The organism is Vibrio sp. SCSIO 43009 (genome assembly GCF_023716525.1).
In the GTDB taxonomy this organism is placed as follows: Bacteria; Pseudomonadota; Gammaproteobacteria; order Enterobacterales; family Vibrionaceae; genus Vibrio; species Vibrio alginolyticus.
Window position 1 is genome coordinate 1,379,605 of record NZ_CP071842.1, and the last position, 18,580, is coordinate 1,398,184.

At 42.0% G+C, this 18,580-nt stretch carries 19 protein-coding genes; 15 read left to right on the forward strand and 4 right to left on the reverse strand.

Features of this window, described 5'->3' with window-relative positions:
- Positions 1-145: 145 nt before the first annotated feature.
- The 15 genes from J4N43_RS06725 (at position 146) to J4N43_RS06795 (ending at position 11,403) form a co-directional block, all read left to right on the forward strand.
- Positions 146-511: a T6SS amidase immunity protein Tai4 family protein gene (locus J4N43_RS06725; protein ID WP_053306977.1), complete on the forward strand. Its 366-nt coding sequence runs from the start codon at positions 146-148 to the stop codon at positions 509-511.
- Between the two features lie 560 nt (positions 512-1,071).
- Positions 1,072-1,473 carry a putative signal transducing protein gene (locus tag J4N43_RS06730; RefSeq protein WP_151514849.1) on the forward strand — a complete coding sequence of 134 codons (402 nt, stop codon included), beginning with the start codon at positions 1,072-1,074 and terminating at the stop codon, positions 1,471-1,473.
- Between the two features lie 143 nt (positions 1,474-1,616).
- A complete protein-coding gene (locus tag J4N43_RS06735; protein ID WP_033907477.1) occupies positions 1,617-2,225 on the forward strand; it encodes a pyridoxamine 5'-phosphate oxidase family protein in 609 nt (202 codons plus the stop codon).
- A gap of 141 nt (positions 2,226-2,366) precedes the next feature.
- Positions 2,367-2,780, forward strand: coding sequence for an RDD family protein (locus tag J4N43_RS06740; protein WP_031778951.1), 414 nt, complete (start codon positions 2,367-2,369; stop codon positions 2,778-2,780).
- A gap of 143 nt (positions 2,781-2,923) precedes the next feature.
- Positions 2,924-3,487 carry a sugar O-acetyltransferase gene (locus J4N43_RS06745; protein ID WP_158159693.1) on the forward strand — a complete coding sequence of 188 codons (564 nt, stop codon included), beginning with the start codon at positions 2,924-2,926 and terminating at the stop codon, positions 3,485-3,487.
- A gap of 253 nt (positions 3,488-3,740) precedes the next feature.
- The gene (locus tag J4N43_RS06750; protein WP_054702081.1) at positions 3,741-4,286 is read left to right on the forward strand and encodes a GNAT family N-acetyltransferase; all 546 of its coding nucleotides are present in this window, start codon (positions 3,741-3,743) and stop codon (positions 4,284-4,286) included.
- Between the two features lie 142 nt (positions 4,287-4,428).
- Positions 4,429-5,070: an alanine--tRNA ligase-related protein gene (locus J4N43_RS06755; RefSeq protein ID WP_158159692.1), complete on the forward strand. Its 642-nt coding sequence runs from the start codon at positions 4,429-4,431 to the stop codon at positions 5,068-5,070.
- A gap of 128 nt (positions 5,071-5,198) precedes the next feature.
- Positions 5,199-5,486, forward strand: coding sequence for a putative quinol monooxygenase (locus J4N43_RS06760; RefSeq protein ID WP_158159691.1), 288 nt, complete (start codon positions 5,199-5,201; stop codon positions 5,484-5,486).
- 143 nt (positions 5,487-5,629) lie between these two features.
- Positions 5,630-5,926 carry an antibiotic biosynthesis monooxygenase family protein gene (locus J4N43_RS06765; RefSeq protein ID WP_017634583.1) on the forward strand — a complete coding sequence of 99 codons (297 nt, stop codon included), beginning with the start codon at positions 5,630-5,632 and terminating at the stop codon, positions 5,924-5,926.
- Positions 5,927-6,007: 81 nt separating this feature from the next.
- Positions 6,008-6,613, forward strand: coding sequence for a hypothetical protein (locus J4N43_RS06770; protein ID WP_017634582.1), 606 nt, complete (start codon positions 6,008-6,010; stop codon positions 6,611-6,613).
- Positions 6,614-6,710: 97 nt separating this feature from the next.
- A complete protein-coding gene (locus J4N43_RS06775; protein WP_005377096.1) occupies positions 6,711-7,064 on the forward strand; it encodes a DUF1428 domain-containing protein in 354 nt (117 codons plus the stop codon).
- A 129-nt stretch (positions 7,065-7,193) separates the two neighbouring features.
- Entirely contained in the window at positions 7,194-7,820 is a 627-nt protein-coding gene (locus J4N43_RS06780) for a LysE family translocator (protein WP_158159690.1), read from the forward strand.
- A gap of 327 nt (positions 7,821-8,147) precedes the next feature.
- Complete coding sequence (locus tag J4N43_RS06785; RefSeq protein WP_033907480.1) at positions 8,148-8,774, forward strand: LysE family translocator; 627 nt, start codon at positions 8,148-8,150, stop codon at positions 8,772-8,774.
- Between the two features lie 169 nt (positions 8,775-8,943).
- Positions 8,944-9,408 (forward strand): DUF2846 domain-containing protein, encoded by a 465-nt coding sequence (locus J4N43_RS06790; protein ID WP_005377099.1) that lies wholly within the window; start codon positions 8,944-8,946, stop codon positions 9,406-9,408.
- A 336-nt stretch (positions 9,409-9,744) separates the two neighbouring features.
- Positions 9,745-11,403 (forward strand): autotransporter assembly complex protein TamA, encoded by a 1,659-nt coding sequence (locus J4N43_RS06795; RefSeq protein ID WP_242013648.1) that lies wholly within the window; start codon positions 9,745-9,747, stop codon positions 11,401-11,403.
- Positions 11,404-11,460: 57 nt separating this feature from the next.
- Here J4N43_RS06795 and J4N43_RS06800 read toward each other — a convergent pair whose 3' ends face one another.
- From J4N43_RS06800 to J4N43_RS06815, 4 genes are all read right to left on the reverse strand, one after another.
- A complete protein-coding gene (locus J4N43_RS06800) occupies positions 11,461-12,912 on the reverse strand; it encodes a phospholipase D family protein (protein ID WP_158159688.1) in 1,452 nt (483 codons plus the stop codon).
- Positions 12,913-13,013: 101 nt separating this feature from the next.
- On the reverse strand, positions 13,014-15,053 hold the full coding sequence (locus tag J4N43_RS06805) for a carboxylesterase family protein (RefSeq protein ID WP_158159687.1): 2,040 nt from the start codon (positions 15,051-15,053) through the stop codon (positions 13,014-13,016).
- A gap of 209 nt (positions 15,054-15,262) precedes the next feature.
- A complete protein-coding gene (locus J4N43_RS06810) occupies positions 15,263-16,918 on the reverse strand; it encodes a hypothetical protein (RefSeq protein WP_064354002.1) in 1,656 nt (551 codons plus the stop codon).
- A gap of 302 nt (positions 16,919-17,220) precedes the next feature.
- Entirely contained in the window at positions 17,221-18,576 is a 1,356-nt protein-coding gene (locus tag J4N43_RS06815; protein WP_158159686.1) for an FUSC family protein, read from the reverse strand.
- Between the last annotated feature and the right edge of the window lie 4 nt (positions 18,577-18,580).

Here is an 18,580-nt window from a genome sequence, read left to right on the forward strand (position 1 = left end):
TGGGCTAATAATTGGTTCACAACAAGAGTGGTTACACATGGCATTTTCACTATGAGTTGATTTAAGTGATGTGGGGCAGTTTTGTATTGTGATACTCACTCCTTAATAATGTGCTGCAACTCTTAGGAAGCAAAAGGTTTAATTTATGAAATGTAGAGTACTAGTAACCAGCATAAGTATTGCTCTTTGTAGTGTAGGAGAGGCCGCGAATCCACTAAGTATTCAAAGCGATGAGCAACTGTTTAAAAACTTCGCTCTCTCATCTTGCATTGCGACTAATTACAAAGGATCAGCTGTTGCGAAAGATGCGATAACGGCGATGCAAGGCTACAGAGAGTTTTCCGAGCTTCCTTTGGAGTCATTCTTTGGGGTTAGCGAGCTATTGGAAAAATATGATATGGCTATTTACAAATCAAAAAATGGTAACGTGATCAAATTGGCCTACTGTATAGACTTTTCTAATTCAGACGATGTTCATAAGCTATATATTAATGCGAAATCAGAGTTATAACAAACTGCTCAAAGTTGATTCGCAACGTGTGGTATTTTTACGGCGCAATACGTTGAGTGATTAAGATGATTTTTAGTGGCTTCTGTATTGAATTACTCATCTCTTAGCGGGGCATTATGCGGTGATGTAAATATGAAGATATTTTTAATAGTAGCAACACTCGTTCAGTTCACTCTCCTGAGTTTCTCGAAATACTATTGCTCAATTGCAAATGAGGTGCTTAGAAAGGCGGTGGAAACTAAAGAGAGTAATTTTCTATCTTTCCTTGATAAGTATGATTATTACAATGACTTAGATAATTATCTAGGCTTAGCGTCCGCTACAGTGTGGGTTATGGTCGTGCTCGTGATAAAGTTGAAAAATGTATCAAGCACCGACATGGCTCATATGGCTGTTTGTTTGCCGTTATTTTTTCATATGATTTTGATGTCGATGTAGCTTCAATAGTTGTGGTTGGGTGATTAGGTACAACAAACTACTCAGGCTAGCGTGCCATACGTGGCATTTCCAATTAGCGTTTCTTATACCTTACGGGAGCGCTTTCCCACAAGGAGCAATATGTGATTGTAGTAGCAAGGTTTTCTTTTCCTCATGAAGCTCATATTGCGAGAGCAAGCCTAGATAGTGTCGGAATAGAAAGTTACATCGCTGACGAGCACACGGTAAATACTCAGTGGCTTTATTCAAATGCAATAGGCGGCGTCCGTCTGATGGTGGCCGAAAGTGATGCAGAAGATGCGAAACAAATACTTAGTAGCGATTTCTCAGAATCATTGGGAAATGAAGTTGACGTTGATGAAGAAAAAGACGTTTGCCCTAAATGTGGTAGTAAAGATCTATTTGCATTTACAAAAGGTAAACGCCCAGCTTTCTTAGTTTTTATTTTACTGGATTTTCCACTGTTTTTTTACAAGCATGGTTATAAGTGTAAGCAGTGTGGGGAGTTTAGTGAAAAACTTTAAATCTTTAGATAACAAGGCATTAAAGAGATAATTTGTACTCGTAATATTTTTACGATGAGTTAGGTCTAGTGCCTATACAAGAAGTCAGAGTTACTGCTTGCTTACAAGCAAAGCATTATACGATAGTGAAGGAATAACATTGAATGAGTGAAATTAAAACAATAGAGCAGTTAAAAGAAATTTACGCAGAGCCAAGTGCGAGAGCTAAAAATAAAGCTCTGCCTGTGCTGGATGTTCATGCGATTACATTAATTAATAATTGCCATTTTGCAGTTCTAAGTACCGCTGATTCACAAGGGTATATCGATCTCTCTCCTAAAGGAGGGGAGCCTGGCTTCGTAAAAGTTTTAGATGAATCAACATTGTTGCTCCCTGATAGCTCGGGGAACAATCGTATCGATAGTCTAAAAAATATCATTAGTAACCCCAAGGTAGGGTTGTTATTGATGGTAAATGGTATTGATGAAGTGCTCCGTATTAAAGGAATCGCAAGTATTCACACCGACTCCAACTTGATATCTGCTTGCCCCGATGGAAGTAAAGATCCTAAGGTTGTTATCAAAATAGTCATAGAGAGTATGTACTTTCATTGTGCGAAAGCGGTGATGAGAGGGAAACTTTGGTCTGATGACTATAAAGTAAATCGCTCAATTCTCCCTTCATTAGCTCAAATCTTTAAAGATCAACAAAAGTTAGAAAGTAAAGCGCTTAATCAAGAAGAGATGTTGAAGTATTACCAATCTAGCCTTTAGAACGAGCTTGGTAATATATTGAAAAGATAGCAAAATCAGGTTCGACCGTGCTCTGCGGAAGTATGGATTAGGTTTAGTGGGGATGTTACTGTCTCAATAGCGTTAGTTCACAAATAAACAATTGTTAGTCCAAATTTTAAAATGAAAAATGCAGAAAAATTTACTCTAGAAAATTACGTTTTGGCTAGTCCGGGAGTTAGGTGTGTTGGACAAATGATTGATCTTTTTGTCAGTTTTAGCATTTTTACTCTCGTTTTATGGGTCGGCTTAGAAATCGGTATTGAAAAAGAGCTTGTGCGCGCTACAGCAGTAACTGCGACTGTATCGTATTACCTTTTTTCTGATTGTTTACCAAATGGTCAAAGTGTGGGTAAAAAACTTTTGGGCATTGCAGTTATAAGTGCAAGAACGGGTAAAAAGTGCAATATTTTTCAGTCGCTCTTTCGAAATGTTATTACTCCATTCTTCGGTTTTATTGACTCAATTTTCATTCTTGGTAAAAAGAGGCAACGGCTCGGTGATAAGTTAGTGAGAACGGTGGTGGTAGTTCACTAACTTGTTGAAAAAATGGATAGCGCTGAGGACTTGGGTTCAAGTCGGGCTTTGTTTTTGTGGTGGAATAACCTCGTTTAGGTGGTAGCGTTACTCACGTACTGAATGTAGCGTTGTAAGAAAATTGGTATTGGAGTCCAAGTTTTATGTCAGAAAAAGAGAAAATGTTAGCAGGTGAGCTTTATGACCCAAGTGATGAAGAGTTATTAAAGTTAAGGTTGAGCGCTAGGTTACTAACTGAAAAATTGAATGCTACCTCTGTTGAGCATAAACAAAAGCGAGTTGAAATAACTAAGCACTTGTTCGGCACAACAGGTGACGATATTCATGTTGAATCTTCTTTCAATTGCGACTACGGATCCAACATTCACGTTGGAGATAATTTTTACGCTAATTTTGGTTGTGTGATTTTGGATGTTGCGGAAGTTAAGTTTGGTGATAACTGTTTACTTGGGCCTCAAGTTGGCATTTATACTGCGACTCATCCCTTAGATCCTATCGAGAGGAACAGTGGTTTAGAGCTAGCAAAGCCCATAAACATTGGTGACAATTGTTGGATAGGTGGCCATGCCGCAATCAACCCTGGTGTAACACTTGGGAACAACGTGGTGGTAGCCTCTGGCGCAGTCGTTACAAAGAGTTTTGGAGACAATGTCGTTGTTGGTGGTAACCCAGCCAGAGTACTGAAGGAAATCGTCACTAAGCGATAATAAAGTATATGGACTATTTTGAGCCTGAGTTTAGGACTTATGATCAACTCACCCCAAGCTTTGATGCGTTCAGCGGTTACTTGTTGACGCACTTGAATGTCTAACATTTGCTTCAATATTGAATCGTTACACGTGGCGCTTTTGCCATGCGTTGAGCTTGTTTAAAAGTCTCATACGAAATCATTTTTATTACGTGTCTCACACTTTTATTGGATTTTCGTCACCAATAACAAACCAAAAGGCTGACCCCAAAATGTTAGTAACAAAGATTGAAACGGAACGATTAATTCTAAGAGAGCTAGTTGAAGATGATGCAAGCGAATTGTTTGACATCTTCTCAGACCATGAGGTCATGAAATATTGGAACTCTGGCCCTTGGGTTTCAATTGAAGAAGCGCGGACATTTATAGCCAAGAGTACACAGGTCATGAATAGCAATACAGAAGTGACACTAGGCATCTTCCTAAAGAGCAATGGCCAACTTCTGGGTAAGATAATGCTGTTTAATCACGTGAAAGAGTCTAGGCGCGCAGAAATTGGCTTTGGCGTGAGTCGTAATTTCTGGGGTAAAGGCATTGTATTAGAGGCGGGAAATGCATTAATCGAACACGCATTCAAAACACTGAATCTACGTCGAATCGAGGCTGAGATAGATCCAGACAATACTTCTTCAGGTAAAGTCTTGGAACGGTTAGGTTTTATAAAGGAAGGTTTCCTAAGGCAGCGTTGGGAAGTGAATGGAGTAGTCTCAGATTCCGCAATTTACGGGTTGTTAGCTAAACCCCTAGACAGCGTTTAGTATCCGGCCTTAAACGCATCTAATAGGTCTAGCCTGCTCGTGCTCTATACACAGCCTTACATTTGACGGTGAGGTTTCTTGAATTGACTTGGTGGTCACTGAATGTACTATCAAAGATAGGACTTACTGCAAGGATAGCAGCATGAGCGAGAAATTATTTTGGGTTAATCCCTACCAAACAGAACTTAACTCAAGAGTGAGCAATGTAGACGGAAATAAGGTTGAATTGGACCAGACTATCTTCTTTGCAGAGTCTGGAGGCCAAGAGAGTGATAAAGGAACGATTAATGGTATTCCGGTTTTGATTGCTCAAAAGTTAGGTGTTCGACTTATTTACACATTGGAATCCTCTCCAAATTTTACTCTTGGTGACATTGTAACTACGAGTATTGATTGGAAGCGTAGATACGCCTTAATGAAGCTACACTTTGCGGCTGAAGTGGTGCTCGAGATGTTTTATCAGCGTCGGGAAGGCATTGTTAAGATAGGCGCGCATATTTCTGAAAATAAGAGTCGCATAGATTTCGAGTGGTCTGAAAGTATTGGCCCGCTATTGAAAGAAATTGAAACTGATGTGCAAGATTTGATTAACTCTGATTCAGTTATTATTAGTGACTTTTCCGATCAAGAGAGTGAAAGAAGGTATTGGAGAGTGGATGGGTTTGCGCAAGTGCCTTGCGGTGGCACTCACTTAAAGCGCACATCAGAAGTCGGCCAAATTCAATTAAAACGCAAGAACATCGGTAAAGGCAAAGAAAGGGTAGAGATAACCTTATGCTCGTAGGTCGATAGGGCATTAGAAATAGATTCCTAACACGTGGCATTTTAATTCATGGTGAGATTCACATTTGCGATATGATGGTTGAGATTGAGGGCGTGTTGGCTACTTCTTAACAGGGGCGAGAGGATGATATGTCGAAAGTAACATTGAAAGGCTTTATTTTAGTTCCGGAAAAGGATCTAGAATTAGTAAAACATGAGTTAATAACTCACAAAAGGCTCACGTTAGAAGAGCCGGGCTGCCTTACTTTTCTTGTGACTCAAAGCTCGACTAATCCTTTTCGTTTTGATGTCTATGAGGAGTTCGTCGACAAAGCCTCTTTTAAGCAACATCAGAAAAGAGTTCAAGCCTCACATTGGGGAAAAGTAACAGCCAATGTTAAACGGCAATACGAAATCTTTGAATGTGTGCATGACTAATCGAATCGGAGTGATTTAGAGCGTTTACACTTTGCTTTTTAGGTTGCTCTACGCTCTACTATGTTGCTTTATTCAGCTATTCACCTGGCTTAGTGTTCTTAATGCTTTGCCGTATTAAATCTAGAAATTTTAATGGAAGTGTTATGTTTAGAGTTGTGTATGAATGGCGTGTGCCAAGTGAAAAAATGGATGAGTTTCAAAATATATGGCGTTCGACGACAGATTCAATTCATCAGTCAGTAGATGGGGCGCTTGGTAGTTTTATGCTTCGTTCTTACGATGTACCGGAAAAGGTTTTAACTATTGCCAAGTGGCGAACACGTGAAGACTGGGAGCGGTTTTGGGGAACTAGTAACCCAGAAAAAATGAAGAAGATGAGTGAAATTGCAGAGCGTGTTTCAGTTGAACCATTCGATGAAATTGAAGATAGAACTAAGTAGGGCAATAGAAACGTTAAAGTGATGCCTAATGAACAGTTTGGCGGACAATATGAAAGACAACCTTAACGAAGGAACGGGGTTATGCAGATTTTAATCGTTGGAGGTAGTAAGGGGCTAGGAAGGTTCTTGGCTACGAACGTACAGGGTACAGAAATTTATGCGATTTCTAGATCAAAGCTAGTTGAGGAGGGAGTCGCTTCTGTTTGTATTGACGTTGATCCCGGTAAAAAACCAGATTATACGTGCTTCAAAGGTGTAGAGTTTGACATCATCGTTTATTTGGCGTCGATGTGGGGAGAGTCTTCAGAATTGACAACAAGCGAACTGATTGAGTTTATGAATGTTGGCCCGATTGGGTTTCTTAATCTAGTCAATGAACTTAACGCTTTAGGTTCACTTAACGATAAATGCAATATTGTATCTATTGGATCTACAGCCGAGCTTTCAGAAAGTAGTGAATACCCTGCATTCACCCTCAGTAAAAGATTACTCAAAGATATTTCTAGCCAGCTGCAAAACGTTTATCGTGATTACCGCTTTACTCACTTTACAATAGGTGGGATCGGGCATGCTGAAGAGGAACGTATTGAGTATTCGAGTGTTTTGGAGATTATAAATATGCTAACCAAGCTTGATCCAAACACATACCTTTCAAATATGCATATAAAGTCCAAGCTAGGAATGTAGCTCTCAAGCTGTATTACGTACCTGCTTCTATGGTTTGGCATCATGTGCATTCTTTTTATTGAGCTATGGTTATAACTCCAATGAAAGGAGTTTACTTATGTCATACATTGATGGGTTTGTCGCTGCAGTACCGACAGCGAATAAAGAAAAGTATATCGCACACGCAAAAATAGCAGCAGAAATGTTCAGGGAGTTTGGGGCCTTAAAGGTTGTTGAGACGTGGGGGAGTGAAGTACCAGATGGTGAGATCACATCATTTCCCATGGCAGTTAACGCTGAAAGCAACGAAACCGTTGTGTTTTCGTGGGTAGTCTGGCCTTCAAAAGAAGTTCGGGACTCAGGGTGGCAGCGGATCATGGCTGATCCTCGAATGAGTCCAGACAATAACCCAATGCCCTTTGATGGAAAGCGTCTCATTTATGGCGGATTTGATGTTATTTTGGAGCAGTAAAATACCAAAGAATCTCAACTCGATTCGTGACACTTGGTGTTTTAATCAGTATTACGCTTCTGATGTACGTTCAATAGAGTATTCCGCGATAAGTGTTGATAAAACTCCACTTGGAGGCTTAGAGTAAAAATGGAAGAGATAAATTATTCACTGATTGTCGTATCAGCTATCGCTGCCATCGCTAGCCCCGGACCTGCAACTCTTGCGATAGCAGGCACGTCAATGAACCACGGTCGACGCTTTGGAGGGTATATGGCTGCAGGTGTTTTAACGGGGTCTTTATTTTGGTCAACCTCAGCCGCTTTTGGTCTCGCAACCATACTCTATAGCAATGTTTGGCTTTTTGAAATTCTTAGATATTGTGGGGCATTTTATCTTTTATATTTGGCTTTAAAATCCGTACATTCTGCCTGCAACATCGAGCAGCTAAAGTTACCCAAAACATACGTAACGACAGAGAAGGGTAACTACTTAACCGGAGTGTTAATTCACTTAACTAACCTAAAGGCTATTCTGTTTTTTGGTGCGCTTTATTCGATAGGGGTTCCTCCTACGGCCAGTCCGTTGGAATTGTTGTCGGTCATTTTTGTTGTAGGGCTGGTTAGTGCTTTGGTTTTCTTTGGCTATGCTTTTCTTTTCGCGTATAAAAAGGTCAGGCAAACCTATCTCAGATCCAAAGCAGTTTTTGAAGGCGTGTTCGCGTTATTTTTTGGTGTGGCAAGTATTAAGTTGCTGCTTAGTGAGGCAGGAAAATGAAGCACAAAAGGCTTGAAGAAATAAGAATAGATAATCTATCTGATTTGACGGTCTATTAAGTATACTAAGTAGCCGATTTGTTAACTTCCATAAGAGCTGCTGGCTAGAAAAAGCTTACGACCAAACGATGCTAAATATTATCATTCAAAGGGCTAACAAAGGCCCATAATTTAATTCGTATCACTGTTCATGATTGTGCTCTTCGCGCAGTGCTGTAGTATTAGTAACGTGTTGTTAATACTAAATATAACCAATTGAAACCTGGACGTTGCATTACTTGTAGTTCGATGAAATGTTATCCCGCAAGACGTTAATTTGGAGAAAAGAATGGATTCAAACTCACTATTATTATTTGTTGTCGCTTGTCTCGCTATCAACATGATTCCTGGACCTGATGTAATTTATATTGTTTCCAATACAATGAAAGGTAAATTATCTGCTGGGCTGAAAGCGGCTCTGGGGCTTGGTATTGGTTACTTTTTTCATACACTAGCGGCATGTTTAGGTTTGTCAGCAATAATTCTGAGTTCATCTTTGGCTTTTAGCGTTGTTAAATGGTTAGGGGCCGCTTACCTAGTTTATTTAGGTGTTCAGTCATTACTGTCTATGTGGCGTGGAGAAAGTAAAATCGTTGAAAACAAAAATGTTGATAATAATAAAAATGTGTTTGTTCAGGGGGTTATCGTCAGCGTCTTGAATCCAAAAGTAGCGCTATTCTTTCTCTCGTTTCTGCCTCAATTTATTGATACGTCTGCAAGCTCAACATCAATGCAATTATTAGTACTTGGCTTGCTGTTCAGCGTACTTGCGACGACATGTAACGTTTTGTACGCCTCTGTGGGTAATTGGGTATTTAGTCGTCCACACTCTCAGCGTTATTCAAGAACTCTTGAAGGTGTTTCAGGTATTCTACTTATCAGTCTAGCGAGTAAAGTGGCATTTAGTGATCGTTAGATACAGGGCATTTTATTCTCGTGATTATTATATGGCTAATGTTTGCTCAATCTATACGCTAAATGAGTGCTATTGCATAGGTTGAATCACAAATTTCAAAAATACCAATAAGTGAACGTATTTATTTATAGTATGGTTGGCGCGATTTTATCGTAGCTAGGTTAATAACATGAAAAATAAAGTAATTCTGTGTTCCGCATTCCTTTTGGGTTTGTCAGGTTGTGCTTCTGTTCCTACTGTTGATTCGACAGTATCAAATCAAATGAAATCATTTGAAGCACCTCAAAAGGGGAACGCAGGGATTTACATTTACCGAGAAGATGCTTTTGTCGGAGCAGCGCTTAAAAAGTATGTTTACGTCGATGGGGAATGTATTGGTGAAACCGCTCCTGGTGTATTCTTCTACCATGAGGTCGAAGGCAATAAAGAACATCAAGTAAGTACAGAGTCTGAGTTTTCTGAAAATCACTTAACTATCTTAACGGAAGAGGGCCGTAATTATTTCGTTAATCAATACATTAAAATGGGTGTATTTGTTGGTGGTGCGGGCGTAGAACTCGTAGACGAAAGCAAAGGTAAAGCAGAAGTACTAAAAGTCGACATGGCAGAAAAAGGAAACTGTTCTTCGATCTAGTTTTACAAACAGACCGCTTTTTAGATTAAAAAACACATTATCAATGTAACCCAACGCTTGATGAGATCCATTCAGCGTTGGGTTTTGTATTTTTGGCAAACAGTATACCTATTTCAGACCGCATGATTTGCCACCTCCTAGCTTGAGCCCACTTATTGTTCAAAGAATCTACTTGTGAAACGTGAATTTTCGAGAGGATTTCGTAGGGAGCAATCCTACAAACGCGATTAACAGATATGCCATTCCATCATTAACCTTGTCGAGTGTATTGCTAAACTAGGTAGCGGTGTGTCTCCTCTCATTAAACAAATAATAGGTATATCAGTTTTAGCTTCTATGCCTTTACATCATGCACTCGGAGCGCAATTTAAAATCAAAGGGCTAACACCAATATTAGAGAAAAATCTTGAAAGTCACCTTACACCACTAACGAAACTCTCTGTTTCAAACATTACCTCAAATCGACTAACGCAGATGGTTAATAATGCGTTAAACCCTTATGGCTACTATCATTCCGAGCTCAATGTTCAGAGATCAGAGAATGATCTCATCACGCTTGAGGTTGACGCGGGGGAGGTGATGTTGGTCAAAAAATCTAATATTGCTGTGTCGGGAGAGGCCAGTAACGATCAGGATTTCATCGAACTAATCAATCAAGCTCAACTTAAACAAGGGCAACCGTTGCTTCATTCTGAGTACGACACGCTAAAGCGAAACTTGATTTCATTGGCTCAGCAAAAAGGTTATTTAGATGGACGTTTTATCGAATCGTCTTTGGAAGTCATTCCAAGTTTGAATCAAGCCCATGTGAATCTGCATTTCTCTAGTGGTTCTCGTTACCAATTTGGAGAGCTCTCTGTTCTTACGTCGGGTATCGAAACGGCTCGAATAGAAGCGATGAGAACATTTGAGTGGGGCGACGATTTTGACACTGTGAAATTGAGTCAATATCAGGCCGACCTCTCCAGTACTGATTGGTTTCGCAGTGTGATTGTGAAAGCGGATTTCGAGGAGGTATCCGATGGTCATAAGGTGCCGATAGAAGTGCTCGCAGAGCCGAATTCACGCAATATTGTGCAAGTCGGCGGTGGGTATTCGACAGACTTGGGATTACGCGCTTCACTAAACTGGACCAAGCCTTGGTATAACGCACGTGGACACAGTTTTGAGGCACAAGCGTACGCTTCCAAACCGGAACAATCGCTATTACTTGGTTACAAAATTCCCACCCAAAATGTTCTAACGGATTACTACGGGATTCAGTTTGAATCTAAGCATGTCGACTATCGAGACACATCGAGTTTTTCTAATGATTTATCGTTTGAAAAACACTGGCAGTTAGACAGCGATTGGCAAAGCACCATGCACGTTCGTTATTTGCAAGAAACTTATCGACAAGCGTCGGAGAATAACGAATCACAGTTGTTATTACCGGGGGTGACATTTTCACTGCTTGATCGCAAGAACGATCAATTAGAAGTAAAGCACCGTCACGTTTACTCATTGGAATACTCAGACCCTAATTTTTTCTCCGATTCTCGTTTGCTGCGCATTGAAGGCAACAGTGTGCTGTCGTGGGATATTAGTGAAAAACACAAGTTTCACTTTCGTTCCAATGTCGGTATTAATGTCGCTGACACTTTGAGCGATATTCCATCATCATTACGTTTCTTTGCGGGAGGTGACGGCAATCTTCGTGGTTATGGTTATGAGTCTATCTCTCCGAGAGACGAAAATGGCGATTTAACCGGTGCTCGTTACATGTTTACTGCTGGGTTGGAATATCAATATCAGGTCTACCGCCAACTGTGGCTTGGGGCATTTTATGATGTTGGTGATGCCTTCAACAAAAGGGTGGATTGGAAAAGTGGAACAGGGTTGAGTTTGATATGGAACTCAAAATACGTGCCTGTCAAAGTGGACTTTGCTTATGGTTTAGATGCCCCACAAGGAGACCAATTCCGCGTTCACTTTTCGCTAGGCACGCAGTTTTAGCGGACATTAAAAAGGCTCTCATCCTTGCAGATAGAGAGCCTTTTAAGTCTTGATTGTTTAGAGTTCGAACTCACCATTCAGTTTCTTGAATATCCAGTTAGGTGCCTTATGCCATCCACCATAGTTTGGATTCTTAGTATGGATCTCATTCATTGATTGCCACTGAGTTTGGCCTTGTTCATCTCGAGATACTCGCCAAAACAGTTCATCTTGTTGCCGAGTTAAGTAGTGCATGACATGTTCTGCAAAGGCTCTGCTTTGGACCAACACACCAAATTCCATATTGAGGAAATCCGATCTTGGGTCGAAGTTTGATGAGCCGATATAAGTCAGCCGATCATCGAGTATCACCGTCTTGTTGTGATAATAAGTATCCGCATGGAAGTAATGGTCATCATTTTTCGCTTGGTTTTTGTACTCAAGTATATGAACGCCCTTATCCAACAGGGTTTGGCGATGCTCCTCGTAATAAGCCGGAATAAAGCCAGAATCATTAGAAGCAGACGAGTTCGTCATTAACGTGATGTCCGCTTTTTGCTCCATCAAGGTATCAATAAAGGCAAATTCACCATCACTTGGTACCACGTAAGGCGTTGATATCACGGCTTTAGACGCAGTGGCTATTTGTTGCCAAACTTGGTGTTCTGCACGTTTTCTAAAGTAGGGTTTGTTGTTTTCTAACTTGTTTAATGAGTCGAAAACGGGGGTGACTTGCGCAGTGATGAAGTCGGGACTGGTCAGGTGTTTAACCTGTTTTTCAACTTCCGCCAGAATGATGCTTTTGTCTTTCTCACCTTTATTAAGCGCTTTAGTAAACGCGGAATAGTTTGGGGTAACGTTAACGATGTTTTCTACTGGCGTGACATGCTCGCTTTTCCAAAGTTGTTGGTAGTTCTGGTCGAACACTCGAATAATGCTGCCTTTGAACAAGACGTCCATATCAAAGAAGTTCGCTTTGCGGCTGTAACCAAAATAGTCGTTGCCAATGTTACGTCCACCTAGAATCATCCATTGATGGTCGACGTTGAAGTACTTCTCGTGCAGACGATTGTCCAAACGTTGTTGATGAGTAGAGAAGTTGACGGCGCGACCAATCCAGCCTGACTTACGTGAATCAAACGGATTGAACAAACGGATTTGAATGTTGTCGTGAGCGCTGAGATCAGCAAGCCATTTCTCGTTAAACACCAATAAATCATCGAGAGTGAGTCGAACTTGCACGCCTCGATCTGCTGCTTGCTTGAGCTCATTGAGTAGCATCAAACCAAGCGTGTCACTCTCCCAAGAAAAGTAAGTCATATCGATGCTTTGTTGAGCATTTCTAACCAGCTCAACGCGACGAGCAAAGGCTTCTGGAGCGGTAGGAATTAAGTAAACTTCGGATTGATGCTGAGTAGTTTGCCAATTGGCTTCAAAATCCGGTTCAACTTGAGGGTAGGGCTGGGCACAGCCAACCAACAGCGCGCCGAAGATAAAGAGTAGCAGAGCACGAAGGGCGTTAGGAAACATGAGTAAACCTTCCTAATTATGTTCAAGGAATAAGGATGAAAAAAGCCAGCGGACTGGCTTTTAGGTATTCGGTAACGAGTTTTGAGTGGCTGAGGATAACGTTACATGTGACTCAGAATCAGCCCAAGTTCCTCGAGACCGTTGAGGCGACCTTGGCGCAGTTTTGGATCGATGCCTGAGTGATGAGCATTGTCCCAGTCTTGTGTGGATTGAATACCGCCATCGTTATCGATCAGCAATACTCGATCAGTCGCGCTATTGTATTGGAAGTCCTCAAATAAACGTTCGCTAAACCACGTACGAGAGAGCTCGTTCATCATCGCTTTGTCTTTGCTACCTGGACGAACACTTGAACCATCAAGCTTTAATGCCTTGTTAAACACAAATGGTAATTCCGATGCATTACAAGCGCCCACAATACAACTGATGCTTTTGAGTAAATCACCCACGTCGAGATCGCCATTTTCACCTTTTGTGTTGTAAGTCCATACGTTGAATCCAGGTTTGTAGTCAAAGTAGTAAAAGCTTGGCGTCGCTCCTGTTGCTTCTTCAGTTGAAACCTTATGACGGTTTGGACCCGTGAAGAGCAAATCATGCAACGTGGTTTTGAATTGCTGCATGTTTTTGACCGCGCCATTCAGTTCGCTTTCATCGTTAGGGAAGAAGTCAGCCAGAGCAAGTAACTCAGTGGTTGAATCGGAGTTCCTCAAACCGAAGAACAACTTAGTCATCGCCTCATAAGCGGTGCTAGGCAGCAGTTCCAATAAGTTAGAAAGATCGAGTTCAATCGAAGCTGAATCGCTGAGTAATGAACGATATTCGGTGCGTAAACGGTTTAAGTTCGCATCCGATTCTAGCCACTTCACCATGTATTCGGCGATTAAGTTTTCGTCACCACTTTCAATGATTTCTGGCGCATCTTGGCTCAAGATTTCAATAATAGTTGGGATCAAAAATGTCAGGCTCGGCAGCATGCCCAGAGTATTGCTTTCTGCACTGTTTGAGCCAATTACCGTCGGTACGATCCATTCACTCTCAATGGCTTGTTCAGTAAAGTGATAGCCTGGTACTTCTTTCACTAGAAAAGCTGGTGGGCGATGCTCGATGTAAGGCGCAAATGGCATCAACGTAGCTAATGGGCTGTTGTCTCGTGTTGGACTTATAACCGGAATATTCGCAGCGGTCAGTACCCAGCTCTTAAGACGTTGAATGGGATCAAGCATCTCGCTCTGTACCTTCATGACCTCTTCAAGTGGTAGGAACGCAAGATCTTCAACGCTTTGTTCTGGTCTTTGGCTCTTGGCAACATCGTAACTTTTATATTCAAAGCCGTAAGCGTTGCTTTGCATGATGGCACGTTGAAAGTGCTCACCTGCGATTGCAGCATCGCCTTTTGATTGCTGTAAAATTCCCACCGACATGGCACCCGCACCTTGACCCATGAGTGTCACGTTTTGCGGATTGCCGCCGAATGCCTCTATGTTTTGTTGAACCCATTCAAGCGCGTGTTTTTGATCGCCTAGGCCAAAGTTACCGCCCTCTGGGTTGTCCAAACCATCGACCCAAACACTGCCCAACAAGCCCAAGCGATAGTTAAAAGTAACTGCAATAAACGGGTTACCATCGTCAGCACCTTGTGCAACCACCATATCACCATGAATCAGCGGTTCTGAGCCCGAGCCGTATTCAAAGTCTCCACCGTGAATAAAGACATACACTGGCAAATCTGCGTACGCTTCTGTCCCTGCTGGTCGCCAAATGTTTAGGTTCAAACAATCTTCTGATTGCGTTTGTGCCGTGGTTTTTAACTGCGGGCACGCATCACCGAACTGAGTCGCATCAATATCGCCTTCAAGTGGGACCGCAATGCTGTGCTGAAAGCGGTCTGCTTGCGCAAATTGGATACCTTTGAACGCCTCTACCGCTGCCAGTTTTTCATCCGCATCAAGAGGCGTGATGACAAGGGACTCTTTGGTCGCTTGAATGGTTGCATCGCCAATTTCCAAAGCGATTTGCTCTGGTGGTAAGGGTTGTAGTGGCTTCGGGCCGTTAGGAACGCTAGGTTTACCAGAGTCATCACTGCAAGCTGCTAAGGCAAGAGTGATGGTAATGGCTAAAGTTGAGCGATTGAGTAAAGTCATTGTTATGTCCAAAAGTCATTTGGTGCGTACACCGAAAATGTTAAACGGCATCTAACAAGCGACGTCCTGACGCTTTGGCATTAATCCGTGAATGGTTGGATGGCTTGTTGTATTGATGGCTAAAATGGTAGGACATCGGCGACAGTTTCAGTAATCGCCTTTGTAGGATGCAGTCCTACCATCGTCTAGGGGCGGGCTCTTTATGAGAGCTAGAAACGGTAACCAAGATTTAAGGTTACTGACTCTCGAGTTTCCCCTTTGTTATAGAGAAAGGTCAGGTTGTAGTTTTTGCCGATTTGCTTATTGAAACCAGTCAAAAACGCCCATTGATTAAGATCTACACCAATGTCGTAATCGAATTCGATATCACCACTTTTTACATGCCCGTCCATTCGAGCGTCCAGTCCTTGATATTCTGCTCCGACAAAGAACTGCGTGCGATAATCGACAAGTTGATAACCCAACATCGGCTGTACAGTAACAATACCATCGCCCCAATCATCTAAGCCCTTTAAGCGAGTTTGCGAATAGGTACCAGTGACAGAAGCAAAGAATTCTTTATAGCCAACCGAAAGGGTTGTACCTATACCACGAAGGTCATATTCCAAATGCAGCGGCACGTCTAGGCGTCCGCGACTACAAAGTGCAGATAAACCATCGCAAAACTTATCACCTAATCCTGGCAGTTTATCGTTCAGCTTATCTTTTATGTACTGGCCACCTTCACCCGTGTAGGCGGCATCAACATTGGCATCGACATTAACTTTTCCGATGTAACCAAATACATTCCAAAATGGCAGGATGTTTACATCGCCACGAAGCGTCATGCTCTCAGCACTCACGATGCCGACACTGTCTTCTGGATCAAACAGTTCATTAAGGCCGATGCCTTCAATCGTGAAATCATTAAATGGAATATTCATATCTTGATTCCGATACGCTAGCGACACACCAAACGGCAGAGGCAAATCGATACCTTGACGACGAACCATATCACCCATTAAAGGAAAAACTCGGTCTAGCTTAACACTGGCTTCTTGCATGCGTGGATCAGAGACCTCATTCAAGCGTTTTTCGTCTAGTACTTGCACGCCAAGCTTATCTTCATAAATCGCTACCGGTTTTACGCTGCTCATCATTTCGAGTGGTTTATTTTTCTTTGAACCAACTATCTTGGTGTTTTTACTGGCAATCGCAATTTTGCCTGACGCTAACTTCTGGAAGAGGATCTCTTGATCGTAAGAATCCACTTGGTAGTTGTGATGTGTGAACGGTTTATCGTTGGTAATGACCATACGTTTCGGTTCACCATTAACCAACTCAATATCAACGCTTAAAAAGCGAAAGTAGGCGATATCTTGAGGAAGACCGTATTTTGAGTAATTAAAACTGATGATCACATTACCATTCTGATCCTCTTTGGCTCTTACTGATGACGGATCAAAACTCTCCGCGTAGTTTCGAAGGCGGTATTCTGTTCGTGTGAAAGCTTCGATCTCATCAAGTACTTTTTCATTTTCATCGAGTTGTTCAGGGTTGTACTTGATACGCAGATCAATGTTGCCTTTGTTATCGGTGTTCTTAACCAAGTAGACGGACGAATCGCGAACGCTATCACCGATTTTAACACTTCGGTGGGCATGCTCGACCAAATGCTCGCCTTGAACTAGAGAGCTGATGGCCAGTTTTGGTAAATCATGACTGATACCGTATTTGTCGAACAGCGCTCGGCCTTGCTCGATTACTTCGTTGTAGGTCGTCGTCTCTTCAGCGGCGAAGCCAAAAGTGGGGGTAGTAAGCATTAGTGCGCTCGCGAGCACAGTAAGAGAAGACGTCTTGCCGGCGCGTAATTCAAAAAAACTCATGACAGTTTCCACTCTGAATAGTCTCAAACCTTCGAGACTCAGACAGTTAATGTGTCACTGAACTTCTTGTTCAGTTAGATAGATGTGTTTGCTGTGATTGACGTTGTGAATGCAGAGTTTTCGATTGCATTTCGTGAATCAATGAGAGGATTTTATGAGGTGAAGAGAAATACCGTTAATCGCTTTTGATGGATACTATCCTCGCTTTATGGGTTACGGAGGAATAATGGCTAGCTCACAAACAAACAGCCCCGCATAGCAGAAGCAATGCAGGGCTTTAGTTTCAAGAACGGAGGTGACGCTTAGGCCGTGACGCGAATACGGAACAGGTCGGTAAACAACTTGGCAATCATCAAAATGATCATAATGTTTACCAGCATCAGCAATGGTGTTTCAATTCGATACGCTGGGGTTAAATTGAGCGCTCCTGATGTCAAGACAACCAATAAGTTAATACCTAGAATTCTGTGTACCATCAGTTTTGGTGTGGAAAATACCTTCCAAATTACGATGATGTTGATGAAGTAGAATAGCCCAAGCTGCCAAAGCTCGGTCATCATTGGCATTATGAAAATGTATTGCAATAGAATCACCGTGCCAGTGCCTATCACACCAAAAAATGCATCTTTAATAATGCTTAGTGGCATAGTGGGAACGATTGAAGAGAACACGCCTGCTAGCATCGGAAAAATGAAACCTCCGGGTACGGGCAGATAAATCCAGATCAACAAAGAAGTGACGAACATGGAGACACCTTGCAGTACCTTTCTGCCGTCTTCATTCAAATGCTGGATAAACGTTCTATGCTCGTGATGCCAAACCGTGTTTTTCTCTCTTTGCATAACATAAGCAACGTGACCAATGAGCGACGTACTTGGATTTTTAATATCAAAGCTTTGAAGTTGCTGCGTTAGCGTTGGCCAATCGATCTCACGACTTTGCGATTTATCTGCTTGTTCTAGCAATCGGTCTTGGATTTGTGCCATCTCATTTAAACGCGCACGCCATAGCTGACGATGTTCTTTCAAGTGGTAGCTGCCAGTAAGTGGTAAGCCGACCAGTTGGAATAACTTTTCTATGTTGGCGCTGTTGGTCTCAAGAGCTTCAATATCTATATCATTGGGCGATTTCATAGCGTTAAGCATCGCCTCTCTGCTGGTCTCAAAACGTTGAATGAAGTTTTGTTCTGTACTGACTGGCCAGACTAATCGGTACACAACAGAAAACGTGATCACACCAAGAATAGTCTCTTGCATGCGAAGAACAGCGAAGTGGAACGTTGCTTGACTATCAAATCCTCCCATACATGCGATGATGGAGCACACAGCAAAACCGATAGAGAACACATAACCATACTTTTCGTCGCTCGACATAAAAATGCACGCACCTAAAAACAAGGTGAAGAAGGTGAGAAACAAAAAGCGATCTTGAGAAAACGTCGTGATGAGGAAAAAGGCATAACCGATGCCAAGGAGGGTTCCTAATAAGCGATTATGACCTTTGTTTATCGAGTGAGCGAAGCTTTCATTTAATGCCATTACCGCGACTGCGATCGCTGCCCAATACGGTTTCTCCCATTGAAACCATAAGGCAAGGCAGATCGCGATAACGATAGACAGCGCAGCTTTGATTGCTTCTTTGGTTGAGGCATTAAACATACAT